Below are 12,236 nucleotides of genomic sequence, written 5' to 3' on the forward strand. Positions count from 1 at the left end.
GAGCGAGGGCATGCCGAGCCTGCGAGGCACCGAACGAAAAGGGCAAGAGCCCTTGGTTACTTGGGGCTCTTCCAAGTGACTCGCCGTAAGTGCGAAACCATAAGTCGCCGTTACAGCAGGAATGGATATGTACGCTGTCAACAAAGAAAAGGTCGGCTGTTAGGCCGCCATCGCGAGCAGGCTCGCTCCCACAATAGATCGAGTACATCCCCTGGCGACGGGACCGTCATCGCCAGCAAGCCGGCTCCTACAGGGGAATAGATGCATTGAGATCTTAAGTACGCATCCCGCGCCCACTCACCAGCAACCGCGCACAACCGAGGTACAACACGACCGTTGCCACCAGCATGAACGTAATCGCAATGCTGATCCGGATATCCGACACCCCAAGAATGCCGTAACGGAATGCGTTGACCATGTGCAGCACCGGGTTGGCCAACGACACGGTCTGCCAGAATGGCGGCAGCAACGAGATCGAGTAGAACACCCCGCCCAGGTAGGTTAACGGCGTCAGCACAAACGTCGGGATGATCGAGATGTCATCGAAGTTGCGCGCAAACACGGCGTTGATGAAACCCAGCAGCGAGAAGATCGTTGCCGTCAGCACCACCACCAGAATGGTCACGCCCAGGTGATGCACCTGCAAATCGGTGAAGAACAGCGACAGCAGCGTCACGATGATCCCGACCATCAACCCGCGCAATACGCCACCGAGGGTGTAGCCGATCAGGATGGTGTGCGGGGAAACCGGCGATACCATTAGTTCTTCGATGGAGCGCTGGAACTTGCTGCCGAAGAAACTCGATACCACGTTGCCGTAGGAGTTGGTGATCACCGACATCATGATCAGCCCCGGCACGATGTATTCCATATAGGTGAAGCCACCCATATCGCCGATTTGCCGACCGATCAGGTTACCGAAAATCACGAAATACAGAACCATGGTGATCGCTGGCGGCAGCAGCGTCTGCGGCCAGATCCGGGTAAAGCGCCGGACCTCACGGTAAACAATGGTGTTGAGGGCAACGAGGTTGGGTTGCAGCTCGGAACTCATACCGCCACCTTCGACAGATTTTTCTCCACCAGGGACACGAACAACTCCTCGAGGCGATTGGTTTTGTTACGCAGGCTCAGCACTTCAATGTTTTGCTGCGCCAGCTGAGTGAACAGCGCCGTGATGCCCATGCTCTTGTCGACCTGGACTTCCAGGGTGTGACCATCGAGCAAGCGTGACGGATAACCGATCAGTTGCGGCGGCGCGCTGACACCGTTCTTCAAGTCCAGCAGGAAAGTCTCGACATGCAGCTGACCGAGCAACTGCTTCATGCTGGTGTTTTCGACGATGACGCCGTGGTCGATGATGCCGATGTTGCGGCACAGCTGCTCAGCCTCTTCCAGATAGTGCGTGGTGAGGATGATGGTGATGCCTTTCTGGTTCAGCTCGGTGAGGAAGGTCCACATCGAACGTCGCAGTTCGATGTCCACGCCGGCAGTCGGTTCGTCGAGGATCAACAGGCGCGGTTCGTGAACCAGCGCACGGGCGATCATCAAACGACGCTTCATGCCGCCGGACAGCGAACGCGACGGCACATCGCGTTTGTCCCACAGACCGAGTTGGGTCAGATACTGCTCGGCGCGCTCCTTGGCGACTTTCGATGGAATGCCGTAGTAACCGGCCTGGGTCACGACGATGTCGAAGGTCTTTTCGAACTGGTTGAAATTGAATTCCTGGGGCACGACGCCGATGGAGCGTTTGAGCTGCGCCGGGTTCTTGTCCAGGTCGTGACCGAAGATATTCACCGTGCCGCTGGTCTTGTTCACCAGGGTCGAGAGAATGCCGATGGTCGTGGATTTGCCGGCGCCGTTCGGGCCGAGCAAGGCGAAGAAGTCACCTTCGGCGACATCCAGATCGATACCACTCAGGGCCTGGAAACCGTTGCCGTAGGTTTTGGTTAGCTGCCGGATGGACAGAGCGGAACTCATATCGGATTTATGCACCAAGAAGGGAAGAAAAGGATAAATAGTGGCGGGCGGCGAGCAATGCAACCGCGCTGCATGAGCGCAATGGTGCTTGTCGCCGCCACACAAGTACAGTCAAGTGTGTCGATAGTAGGTATTAAGTCAACGCGGTCATAACGGCCTTGCGATACGCCGGACGCTCTTGCAACCGCGCGTACCAAGCCTCTAGATGTGGCATTGGCGCACGCTCGATCGGCATCTCGAACCAGGCATAAATGAAACTGCCCAGGGGAATGTCGCCCATGCCGATCTCGTCACCGGACAGGTAAGGCTTGGTCGCCAGCGCTTGATCGGCCATCGCCAGCAGCGCTTCGCATTCCTTGATCGCAGCCTTGATCGCGGGCCAGTCCTGCTGATCGGCCGGGGTACGCAACACGCCCCAGAAAACCGTGCGGAACGGTCCGGCCAAATTGGAAGTGGTCCAGTCCATCCACTTGTCCGCGGTGGCCCGTACTTGCGGATCTGCCGGACACCACGGGGTATTCGCCGCATGTTTGGCCAACAGGTAACGGACGATGGCGTTGGATTCCCACAATACGAAACCGTCGTCTTCAATCACCGGCACACGGCCATTGGGGTTCATGGCGCGGTACTCGGGCGTATCGACGACACCATAGGCGCCGCCCGCATCGATGGCCTCGTAGTCCAGGCCCAGCTCCTCGGCGGCCCACAAAGGTTTTCTGACATTCGATGAATTTTTCCGACCCCAGATCTTCAGCATGACCGCCCTCTCGATTGATGAATGCGCAGGCAGCATACGCCGGATCAGGCGCGACTCAAATCGCTCTGCATGTCGCCCAGCAGCTGCGGTAGCTGCTCGCCAAACAGGTGCGGATAACACTTTTCAAGGTGTTCGAAGAAGAACGTTTCCGGTACGTCGGTGTATTGACCGTGATCAATCAGGTACTCCATCAACTTCTCGCCGTCGCGATTGAAGGGATGAAAAACGCTGTCGTTGATCCCGTCGAATTCCAGCGGCGCCACATTGAACAGCTCGCACAAACCCTGGTTGAAGGCAGGCGTCGCCTTGACCCAACGCCCGTTCAAATAAAGCTCGGTGTAGCCGTGCATGGCGAATACGTCGCTCTTGAGCAATTGGAGCAAACGCGGCGTCGACAAATGATTGCGCACATCCGCCAGACCGATCCGTGCAGGTATCCCGCAATGCCGTGCTGCACCGGCCAGCAACGTGGCTTTGGGCACGCAGTAACTTTCCCCGGTCGCCAGCGCATAGCTGCCGCGCAAGGTTTGCGGATCACGGCTGAAGGTATACGGGTTGTAACGCACGGCCTCGCGCACGGCGTAATAGAGATGGATCGCCTGCTCGAGCGAGTCGCGACTGGCGCCACGATGTTTTTCGGCGAACTCCACCACCGAGGGGTGGTCACTATCGATGAAGCGACCGGGACTCAGATACTCGTGCATGAGGGCAATCTCCTGGGGAAGTCCCGAGTCTAGCGAGAGGTTCAGCACAGAGATAACGACGTTTCGGCCAAACATGGGCGCTTTGCCGCCCGCTCAATGAACGATCTTTCACGGTCTGTCGCGGATAAGGCCTACACAATCATCCAGGGTTTCCCACGATTTCAATCACATCGCTCTGACCACCCCGTTTCGCGGATGCCGTCTAAGCTCTGTGGGTTGGTTCGCCCTGGGTTCACGGAGGATTAAATATGCTGCTGTTGTGGATACTGGTTCTGGTTGTCGGGATAGCTTATTTAGCCCACCGTCGCATCGCGCCACTGCCTGCCTTGGGCATCGTGGCTGTCTATCTGCTGGCAATGGGCGCGTTCAGCCGCGCACCGGGTTGGCTGCTGTTTATCTTCTGGGTGCTGACCGCCGCTGTGGCGGCGCCCCTGCTATTGCCTGATCTGCGGCGCAAATTCTTCAGCGCACCGATGTTCAACTGGTTCCAGAAAACCCTGCCGCCGATGTCGGAAACCGAACGCGATGCCATCGAAGCGGGCACCGTGTGGTGGGACGGCGAACTGTTCAGTGGTCGCCCGGACTGGAACAAACTGCTGTCCTATCCCAAAGTGCAACTGAGCGAAGAGGAACAGGCCTTTATTGACGGCCCGACCGAAGAACTCTGCGGCATGGTCAGCGACTGGCAGCTCGGTCAAACCATGGATTTGCCCGCCGAGGCTTGGGCTTACATCAAGGACAACGGCTTCTTTGCCCTGATCATTCCCAAGGAGTTTGGCGGCAAGGGTTTCTCCGCTTACGCCCACTCCCAGGTGGCGATGAAACTGGCGAGCCACAGCGGCGACCTCGCCTCCACCGTGATGGTCCCCAACTCCCTCGGCCCTGCCGAACTGTTGCTGCATTACGGCACTGACGAACAACGCAACCATTACCTGCCACGTCTGGCGCGCGGCGACGAGATTCCCTGCTTTGCACTGACCGGTCCTCTGGCCGGTTCCGACGCGGGCGGCATGCCCGACACCGGGGTGATTTGCAAAGGTGAATGGGAAGGCAAGGAAACCCTCGGCCTGCGCCTGAACTGGGAAAAGCGCTACATCACCCTGGGCCCGGTGGCCACCCTGCTCGGCCTGGCGTTCAAGGCTTACGATCCGGACCATTTACTGGGAGAAGAGGAAGACCTGGGCATCAGCCTGGCACTGATTCCGACCGATCTCCCCGGCGTTGAAATCGGCCGTCGACACCTGCCATTGGGTGCGGCGTTCATGAACGGCCCGAACTCCGGCAAGGACGTTTTCGTGCCGCTGGAGTTCTTGATCGGCGGCCAGGAAATGCTCGGCAAAGGCTGGATGATGCTGATGAATTGCCTGTCGGTCGGGCGTTCGATCTCCCTGCCGGCGGTAGGCACTGGCATGGCCAAGTTCACTAGCCTGGTAACCGGCCAGTACGCGCAGATTCGCGAGCAGTTCAACGTTCCGATCTCCGCTTTCGAAGGCATCCAGGAAGCCATGGCGCGTATCGGTGGCAACGCCTGGATGATGGACGCCGCACGAATGCTGACTGCCAACGCAGTGGACCTCGGCGAGAAACCATCGGTGCTGTCGGCGATTCTCAAGTACCACCTCACCGAACGCGGTCGCGAGTGCATCAGCCAGGCGATGGATGTGCACGGCGGCAAGGCGATCATCATGGGGCCGAACAACTACCTCGGGCGCAAATGGAACGGCGCGCCGATTTTCATTACCGTGGAAGGCGCGAACATTCTGTCGCGCAACCTGATGATCTTCGGCCAAGGCGCAATTCGCTGCCATCCTTTCGTACTCAAGGAAATGGCCCTCGCGACTCGCGAGGACAAGGATCAGGCACTGATCGAATTCGACGGTTTGCTGCTCAAACACATCGGTTTTGCAGTGAGCAACGCGGCCAGCACGTTGGTGCTGAACCTCGGTTTCGGGCATCTGGAACACGTGCCCGGCGACAAGCTCAGCCAAGGTTACTTCCGCGCACTCAACCGTCAGGCCGCTGCGTTCGCGCTGCTGGCCGACCTCAGCATGATGTTGCTCGGCGGCGAACTGAAACGCCGCGAACGCCTGTCGGCACGTCTGGGTGATGTCCTCAGCAACATGTACCTGGCGAGCGCCGCGCTCAAGCGCTACAACGACCTCGACGCGCCGGAATACATGACGCCGCTGTTCACCTGGGCCATGGAGGAAAGCCTGGGGCACGGCGAGCGAGCCATGGATGAGCTGCTGAGCAACTTCCCGAACAAGGTGTTGGGCTGCCTGTTGCGAGTGATCGTGTTCCCGTTCGGTCGTCGCCATAAGGGACCATCGGACAAGCTCGGTGCCGAAGTTGCAGCAGTGATCGGTCGTGCCAAGGGCGATCCGGCCCTGGAGGAATTGCTCTTGGGCTGCTATCGCCCGCAATCGAACGAAGATCCGGTTGGCGTTCTGCAGCACGCCTACGATCAATTGAACGCGGCACAACCCTTGCGAAAAAAACTGCATGTCGCGCTCAAGAGCGGCCAACTCAAACCGGCCGCTGGCGAACATGTCATCGATGCGGCACTGGAAGCCGGCGTGTTGCAACCGGTCGAAGCGCAGACCCTGCGTGACGCAGAAGCGGCGCAGCGCAAGGTGATCGATGTCGATGATTTCGATAAAGAGGAAATAGCACTGACCGATGGTAAGGTCCGCTGACCCATCCGGCTCTCTATCATGGGAAAATGCGCGCGGGAGCTTTATACTCCCGCGCCCGTTTTGCTCTTGAGGACTTATCTCGTGTCCAACATCGTTGCCGACCATCTCGTTTTGCTCGACCATTTGCGCAGCATCCTGGTCGCCGTGGGTGAGGCCGAACAGGTTCCCGACGAAAGCCATGCCTTGTTCCTCGAGCGCTTCGACGAACTACTTGCACTGCTACCGGTCGACCCGATCGAAAGCCAATATCTGGGCCAGGACATCCTTTGCCAGGTCATCACCCGCTATCCGCAAATCGCCCATTTGGTGCCGCGCGACCTGCTGTGGTACTTCGCCGGTGACTGCCTGCACTACATGCCCGATGATGAAATCGACCTGTATCAGGCGCTGGAAGAACGTCGTTTTGAAGCGGAACAGAATGACGAACCGTTTGACTGGAACCAGGAAAAACAGCTGCTGGCGTTGTCGAATCAGGACAGTAAGCACTGATGCAAAAGGCCCGCATGGTTGAACATGCGGGCCTATTTTTTTGGATCTTTTGCTTTTGATTCAGAACAACCCATCACTCTCGGGCAACTCATACTCCGATACAGCCGTACTCAAGTTGCCGGACTTGCCTGGTTTGCCCAGCGTCGGTTCATTCTCCATGCACTCCACCAGGTAATCGATCAACACCCGTAGCTTGGGTGGCAGGTAGCGAGTAGGCGAATGCAGTAACCAGGCGCCGCCGTGGTAGGACGCCAGAAACGTCCAGTCTGGCAGCACTTGCACCATCAACCCCTTCTCCAGGGCACGACGCGCCGTGAAATACGGCAGGCTGCCAATACCGATATGCTGCAACACCGCGCCAAAACGTACACCCGTGTGATTGGCGGCGTATCGCCCGCGCACGCCGACGGTGACAGATTTGCTGCCTTTCTTGAACTTCCAGCGCGCATCGCTCGGGGTTTCGCCCAAGTAAATGCAACTGTGGTTGAGCAAGTCATGGGGGTGAGTAGGTGTACCGTGCTCGGCCAGATATTGGGGTGTGGCGCAGAGTAAATGGTCGATGCTCAGCAACTGTCGCCCCACCAATCCCGCTGGCGGCCGGTCGGTGATACGAATCGCCAGGTCGACGTGATCGTCGATCAGGTCCACCTGCCGATCCTCCAGCAATAGCTCTACATCCACCTTGGGATAACGGCGCAAAAACTCCGGTATATGCGGGTGAATCACGATCCGGCCGACCGCTTTCGGGACGCTGAGGCGCACCACCCCCTCGGGCTCATCTGTGAACTGACCACTGATTTCCATGACTGAGCGAGCCGCGTTGACCATCTCCTGACAACGCTTGAATACCTCCTCGCCACCGTCACTCAAACGTAACTTTCGCGTGGTCCGTTGAAGCAAACGGGTGGCCAGGGCTTTCTCCAGTCGCGAGATGCTGCGACTCACAGCCGAGGGCGAAGAGCCCAACTGGCGAGCCGCCTCGGAGAAGCTGCCGGTCTCGACAACCCTGACGAAGATCGCCATTTCTCCAAGCAACGGCAATGGAAGATTTATGCTCACGACGCAACAGTCCTTTGATGTTTGAACGGATTATCACGTAATTCCACACTTCATATAATGAAAAATGGAAACATTCATACGAGCATGGAATATGACGCTTCGCCTCTTTTTCCATAGTGATGACCTCAAGGCCAATGTGGAAATCCTGGAATGCACGCCCAGCGAGAACGAGTTCGCCGTGGTGTTGCGCGCAACATTGTTTCACCCTCAGGGCGGCGGGCAACCCTTTGACACCGGCTGGATTGGCGAAAGCCGGGTGCTGCGCGTGGTTCAGGATCCGGATCGGATCGTCCATTTCGTCGATCATCCGGTAAAGCCTGGCATGACCCAGATCCGGGTCGATGAGCCGCGCCGCCAGATCAATACACGCATGCACTCCACCGGCCATTTGATTGGCCATTTTGTCCAGGCCATGGGCTGGATGCCGATCAAGGCGCATCACTGGCCTGGCGAAGGTCGCGTGCAGTTCAAGCCTGCAGAATCGGCACTCGACGTCGACGTCCAGACCGTTCAACACGGCATCGAGCAGTGGATCGCCCACGATCTACCGCGCCTGACGTCGTTGCGCGAAGGCGCCCGGGAAATCGGGTTCGGTGAACTGCCCGCCTATGGCTGCGGTGGCACCCATGTACGGAGCCTGAAGGATTTGGGCACGGTCACAATCGAATCCGTTTCGCAAAAGAAAGGCACGTTGTCCGTCCACTATCACGTGGATTGAGCCTTTAGGCGATATCGACTGCGACATCGCATTCCTCCGAGGGAGCCTGCATTCGCAGGCTTCGTTGACGCTCTGATAGATGGACCTGAGATGCTTTCGAATTACCTGGGTGAGTTTCTGGCGCTGGCGACCATTCACTTTCTGGCCGTGGTCGCTCCCGGACCGGATTTTGCGGTGACAATTCGCCAGAGCGTGCGTTTCGGCCGCGTGGCTGGCATCTGTACAGCCTTGGGGATCGGTGCAGGGATTTCCGTGCATGTGCTGTATACCTTGCTGGGTGTCGGTGCGCTGATGCACACCATTCCCTGGTTGCTGACGGCGGCCAAGGTCGTGGGCGGTGCCTACATTCTTTATCTGGGTGTGAACCTGCTGCGCAGTCGTCCGAAGTCAGTTATGGAAGGCGATGAGCCGACTGATAAACCCGTCGTCGAGCAAACGTTGCTGAAGGCATTTACTACAGGCTTTTTGACCAACGCCACCAACCCCAAAGCCACCCTGTTCTTCCTGGCAATCTTCACCACCATCATCAGCGCCAGCACGCCGCTGGAGATTCAGGCGCTGTACGGAGTGTGGATGTGCGTTGTGAATGCGCTGTGGTTTGTGATTGTTGCGGTGTTCTTTTCAAGCAGCAGGGTGAGGTTGCTGTTTATGCGGATGGGGCACTGGTTCGAACGCACGATGGGCGTGATCCTTATTCTTTTTGCGGGACGGTTGATTTTGTCGATGTAAATTCACCGCGCATTAAAAAGGCCCGCTCAGACTGACTGGCGGGCCTTTTTATTTGGTGGTCATTCGTCGAATTCTCTAAAGAACTGTCAACTCTGACAGTAGTCAGGGAGAGCTTTCGGGGGTGTAGTTCGATCAACGAGGCACGGCGATCAAACCTACTGATCGCTGCGCAAAGGAGTTGATCCATGCCGGAATCACACCTAATACCCCACCCTGCCCCGCAACAACCCCACTACGCTCACCTGCCTGACTTTGTTCAGGCACGAATAGAAAGTCACTCCATTGGGCGGGTCCAGCAACGCTGGGCAGGTCAGCATTTGTTGCGTGGCGCAGAACCGGGTCCCGACGCACTGCATCTGTCGAGCAACGACTATCTTTGCCTGGCAACCGAGCATCAATTGATCGAAGCCCAGGCCCGCGCCGTCCTTCAAACCCGGCACCAATTGTTGATGTCTGCCGTGTTCGTTCACGGTGACACGCCCATGGCCAAGCTGGAGCAACGGTTGGCGCACTTCATGGGCGCTCAAGCCAGTATCCTTTGCCAATCAGGCTGGACCGCCAATGTTGGACTGCTGCAAGCTATTGCCAGCCCCACCATCCCTGTTTATCTGGATATCCATGCGCACATGTCTTTGTGGCAGGGAGCGCACGCCGCGGGTGCGCGCTCAGTCGCTTTCGCTCACAACGACGCCACGCATGCGGAGCGCCAGATCAAGAAACATGGTCAGGGAATCATTGCTGTCGATGCGATCTACAGCACCAATGGCAGTCGCTGCCCATTGACTGATTTCGCCGATGTTGCCCAACGGCATAATTGCGCGCTGGTCGTCGACGAATCCCATTCTCTCGGAACGCATGGGACACAGGGCGCAGGACTGGTCGCTCACCATCACCTGTACGACAAAGTTCATTTCCAAACCGTCAGCCTGGCCAAGGCATTTGCCGGGCGCGCCGGTCTGATTACGTGCCCTGCCAGTTTCAGGGATTATTTTGCCATGGAGTCCTATCCCGCCATTTTCAGCTCCAGCCTGCTCGATCACGAGTTGACCTGGTTCGAACAGGCTGCTGAATTTCTGCAGCACGCCGATGACCGGCGCAGCAGGCTGCATGCAATCACCCGTAAAGTCAGAACAGCCCTCACGCAACTCGGCTATGACGTGAGTGCAGGAAGCGAACAGATTATTGCCCTGGAACCGGGGCTTGAATTGCTGACCTTGCGATTGCGGGACGCCTTGCAGGCGCGAGGCATATTCGGCTCAGTTTTCTGCGCTCCCGCAACCGGACTCAATCGCTCATTAATTCGACTTTCAATGAACTCTGGTCTCAGCGATGAAGATATCGAGCGTCTGATCAAAGCCTGCGCTGACATTAGAAATGATGTAAGGCTAAAGCTATGGAGACGTTAGACATCAGCCGACTGTTAGGACAGGTACAAATCGCGCACAAACAAAAACGCCGCTCATTGCTGAGCGGCGTTTTTGTTAAATATGGAGCGGGAAACGAGACTCGAACTCGCGACCCCGACCTTGGCAAGGTCGTGCTCTACCAACTGAGCTATTCCCGCAAATGGCGTCCCCTAGGGGACTCGAACCCCTGTTACCGCCGTGAAAGGGCGGTGTCCTAGGCCACTAGACGAAGGGGACACGCTGCCCGGAACACATGGTGTGTGTTTCGGTGCCCAGATCCGCATCCGAAGACTTGGTTCTGGTTTCACTCAGCCCTGCCCGAAAGCAACGCTGTTTAAAATTGGAGCGGGAAACGAGACTCGAACTCGCGACCCCGACCTTGGCAAGGTCGTGCTCTACCAACTGAGCTATTCCCGCATTGGCGTCCCCTAGGGGACTCGAACCCCTGTTACCGCCGTGAAAGGGCGGTGTCCTAGGCCACTAGACGAAGGGGACACACGTACAACATTCACTACCTGCTTCGTTTCGCTGTGTGCTTTACGCTGCAAGTGGCGCGCATTCTATGGATGGATTGAGAGGTCGTCAACCCCCAGTTATAAATTTATTTAAATCAATGACTTCGCCCTGCTTTTCGGCAGCATTCCGGTTTTTCCGTCATCCGGTGTTTGGCGCCTATATTCTGACACCCGCCAAGACGTTATAGTCGACGCACGAGTGATGGCAATCTGCTCCGTGAGTGCCAGCATCTATATAAACAGGTCCAGGCCGATACAAGTTGAAGCCCGCTGATCCAACTCGTCGAGCGGCCCTAGGCGCTTAAATGCCAAGCCACTACACTCGCGCACAAACCCTATAAGAGAGGTCTTACCGGTGACACCACTCATGATCACCCTGCTCGTCGTAGTCGGGATCGCACTCTTGATCGCCATTGGCTACATCAACCATGTGGTGGAAAACAATAAGGTGGAAAGGGCCCGCACCAAGGTTGAACTCAACGATCGCATGCGTCGTTGCGGAGAAATCACCGAGACCTTTCCCGGCCAGTTAATGACACCAGCGCTCAAGCTGCTGATAACCCGCCTGGAACTGAACGTCTGCCAACGCCTGCTGAACCTGGAAAAGACCAGCTCCAACCTTAAAGCACGAATCACCGAGCTTGAGACCCTGGTTGGCCAAGGCGAGTCGATCCCGGTCAACAACCCGCCGGCACCGATCCAGACCGAAGCCAAGGCCAAGGACGTGCGCTTCCTGCTCGAAGCCTTGCACGGCCAAATCACCCGCGCCGCCCAGGACGGTTTCCTGCCACCCAATGAAGCCAAGCGCTGGATCCGTGAGGTTCGCCATATCCTGGTGCTGCTGCACATCGAATTCTTCAACAATCTCGGCCAGCATTCCCTGCAACAGAACCAGCCGGGTCAGGCACGCCTGGCGTTCGAACGTGGCGTGCAATACCTGCGCAAACAACAGGAACCACAGGTCTACGCCGAACAGCTGGAATACCTGGAAAAACTCCTGGCCCGCGCCAACGCGCAAGTCATGGACCGCATTGCCCCGGTAGAAGGTGAAGTCAACCAGTTGACCGAAGGCCTCAAGGACGTCGAGGCCGATGCGGACTGGAAGAAGAAAGTGATCTACGACTGATCATTGAGCGAATACAGAAAAGCCACCGGAAGGTGGCTTTTCTTTGGGCTCACG

General features: G+C 57.4%; 11 protein-coding genes and 4 tRNA genes. 6 read left to right on the plus strand and 9 right to left on the minus strand.

The genetic code is table 11. From position 1 onward, the window contains the following. Window positions 1-274 precede the first annotated feature (274 nt). The 4 genes from NL64_RS21000 to NL64_RS21015 form a co-directional block, all read right to left on the minus strand. Window positions 275-1,054 (minus strand): ABC transporter permease, encoded by a 780-nt coding sequence (locus tag NL64_RS21000; protein WP_034149978.1) that lies wholly within the window; start codon window positions 1,052-1,054, stop codon window positions 275-277. Continuing rightward, the gene (locus NL64_RS21005) at window positions 1,051-1,983 is read right to left on the minus strand and encodes an ABC transporter ATP-binding protein (protein ID WP_034149979.1); all 933 of its coding nucleotides are present in this window, start codon (window positions 1,981-1,983) and stop codon (window positions 1,051-1,053) included. Before NL64_RS21005 ends, NL64_RS21000 begins: the two co-directional genes overlap by 4 nt. Window positions 1,984-2,116: 133 nt before the next feature. Beyond that, complete coding sequence (locus tag NL64_RS21010) at window positions 2,117-2,740, minus strand: glutathione S-transferase family protein (protein ID WP_034149980.1); 624 nt, start codon at window positions 2,738-2,740, stop codon at window positions 2,117-2,119. Between the two features lie 44 nt (window positions 2,741-2,784). Continuing rightward, window positions 2,785-3,444 carry a transglutaminase-like domain-containing protein gene (locus NL64_RS21015; RefSeq protein WP_034149981.1) on the minus strand — a complete coding sequence of 220 codons (660 nt, stop codon included), beginning with the start codon at window positions 3,442-3,444 and terminating at the stop codon, window positions 2,785-2,787. A gap of 248 nt (window positions 3,445-3,692) precedes the next feature. Between NL64_RS21015 and NL64_RS21020 the strand changes: the two genes are divergently transcribed. Next, window positions 3,693-6,140: an acyl-CoA dehydrogenase gene (locus NL64_RS21020; RefSeq protein ID WP_034149982.1), complete on the plus strand. Its 2,448-nt coding sequence runs from the start codon at window positions 3,693-3,695 to the stop codon at window positions 6,138-6,140. A gap of 81 nt (window positions 6,141-6,221) precedes the next feature. Further along, complete coding sequence (locus NL64_RS21025) at window positions 6,222-6,629, plus strand: PA2817 family protein (RefSeq protein WP_007972361.1); 408 nt, start codon at window positions 6,222-6,224, stop codon at window positions 6,627-6,629. Between the two features lie 60 nt (window positions 6,630-6,689). Here NL64_RS21025 and NL64_RS21030 read toward each other — a convergent pair whose 3' ends face one another. Then, window positions 6,690-7,688 (minus strand): LysR family transcriptional regulator, encoded by a 999-nt coding sequence (locus tag NL64_RS21030; protein WP_034149983.1) that lies wholly within the window; start codon window positions 7,686-7,688, stop codon window positions 6,690-6,692. A 91-nt stretch (window positions 7,689-7,779) separates the two neighbouring features. Between NL64_RS21030 and NL64_RS21035 the strand changes: the two genes are divergently transcribed. The 3 genes from NL64_RS21035 to cqsA all read left to right on the plus strand — a co-directional run bounded on the left by NL64_RS21035 (window position 7,780) and on the right by cqsA (window position 10,541). Beyond that, entirely contained in the window at window positions 7,780-8,406 is a 627-nt protein-coding gene (locus NL64_RS21035; protein ID WP_034149984.1) for a serine-tRNA(Ala) deacylase AlaX, read from the plus strand. A gap of 90 nt (window positions 8,407-8,496) precedes the next feature. Further along, window positions 8,497-9,135 carry a LysE family translocator gene (locus tag NL64_RS21040; protein WP_034149985.1) on the plus strand — a complete coding sequence of 213 codons (639 nt, stop codon included), beginning with the start codon at window positions 8,497-8,499 and terminating at the stop codon, window positions 9,133-9,135. A 185-nt stretch (window positions 9,136-9,320) separates the two neighbouring features. Beyond that, window positions 9,321-10,541 carry an alpha-hydroxyketone-type quorum-sensing autoinducer synthase gene (cqsA, locus tag NL64_RS21045; protein WP_052321276.1) on the plus strand — a complete coding sequence of 407 codons (1,221 nt, stop codon included), beginning with the start codon at window positions 9,321-9,323 and terminating at the stop codon, window positions 10,539-10,541. Window positions 10,542-10,623: 82 nt separating this feature from the next. Here cqsA and NL64_RS21050 read toward each other — a convergent pair. The 4 genes from NL64_RS21050 to NL64_RS21065 all read right to left on the minus strand — a co-directional run bounded on the left by NL64_RS21050 (window position 10,624) and on the right by NL64_RS21065 (window position 11,036). Beyond that, window positions 10,624-10,699: transfer RNA gene (locus tag NL64_RS21050), tRNA-Gly, on the minus strand. A gap of 3 nt (window positions 10,700-10,702) precedes the next feature. After that, window positions 10,703-10,778 (minus strand) — tRNA-Glu (locus NL64_RS21055). Between the two features lie 104 nt (window positions 10,779-10,882). Further along, a tRNA-Gly gene (locus NL64_RS21060) sits at window positions 10,883-10,958 on the minus strand. A 2-nt stretch (window positions 10,959-10,960) separates the two neighbouring features. Continuing rightward, a tRNA-Glu gene (locus NL64_RS21065) sits at window positions 10,961-11,036 on the minus strand. A 387-nt stretch (window positions 11,037-11,423) separates the two neighbouring features. Between NL64_RS21065 and NL64_RS21070 the strand changes: the two genes are divergently transcribed. Next, on the plus strand, window positions 11,424-12,182 hold the full coding sequence (locus tag NL64_RS21070; protein WP_034149986.1) for a hypothetical protein: 759 nt from the start codon (window positions 11,424-11,426) through the stop codon (window positions 12,180-12,182). The last annotated feature ends 54 nt before the right edge of the window (window positions 12,183-12,236 follow it).

This window comes from Pseudomonas fluorescens (assembly GCF_000802965.1).
Taxonomy (GTDB): Bacteria; Pseudomonadota; Gammaproteobacteria; order Pseudomonadales; family Pseudomonadaceae; genus Aquipseudomonas; species Aquipseudomonas fluorescens_A.

What these genes read in the sequence shown, in the direction of transcription:
- NL64_RS21000 (WP_034149978.1), bottom strand. Translation starts at nt 1,054, where the DNA reads ATGAGTTCCGAGCTGCAACCCAACCTCGTTGCCCTCAACACCATTGTT.
- NL64_RS21005 (WP_034149979.1), bottom strand. Translation starts at nt 1,983, where the DNA reads ATGAGTTCCGCTCTGTCCATCCGGCAGCTAACCAAAACCTACGGCAAC.
- NL64_RS21010 (WP_034149980.1), bottom strand. Translation starts at nt 2,740, where the DNA reads ATGCTGAAGATCTGGGGTCGGAAAAATTCATCGAATGTCAGAAAACCT.
- NL64_RS21015 (WP_034149981.1), bottom strand. Translation starts at nt 3,444, where the DNA reads ATGCACGAGTATCTGAGTCCCGGTCGCTTCATCGATAGTGACCACCCC.
- NL64_RS21020 (WP_034149982.1), top strand. Translation starts at nt 3,693, where the DNA reads ATGCTGCTGTTGTGGATACTGGTTCTGGTTGTCGGGATAGCTTATTTA.
- NL64_RS21035 (WP_034149984.1), top strand. Translation starts at nt 7,780, where the DNA reads ATGACGCTTCGCCTCTTTTTCCATAGTGATGACCTCAAGGCCAATGTG.
- NL64_RS21040 (WP_034149985.1), top strand. Translation starts at nt 8,497, where the DNA reads ATGCTTTCGAATTACCTGGGTGAGTTTCTGGCGCTGGCGACCATTCAC.
- cqsA (WP_052321276.1), top strand. Translation starts at nt 9,321, where the DNA reads ATGCCGGAATCACACCTAATACCCCACCCTGCCCCGCAACAACCCCAC.
- NL64_RS21070 (WP_034149986.1), top strand. Translation starts at nt 11,424, where the DNA reads ATGATCACCCTGCTCGTCGTAGTCGGGATCGCACTCTTGATCGCCATT.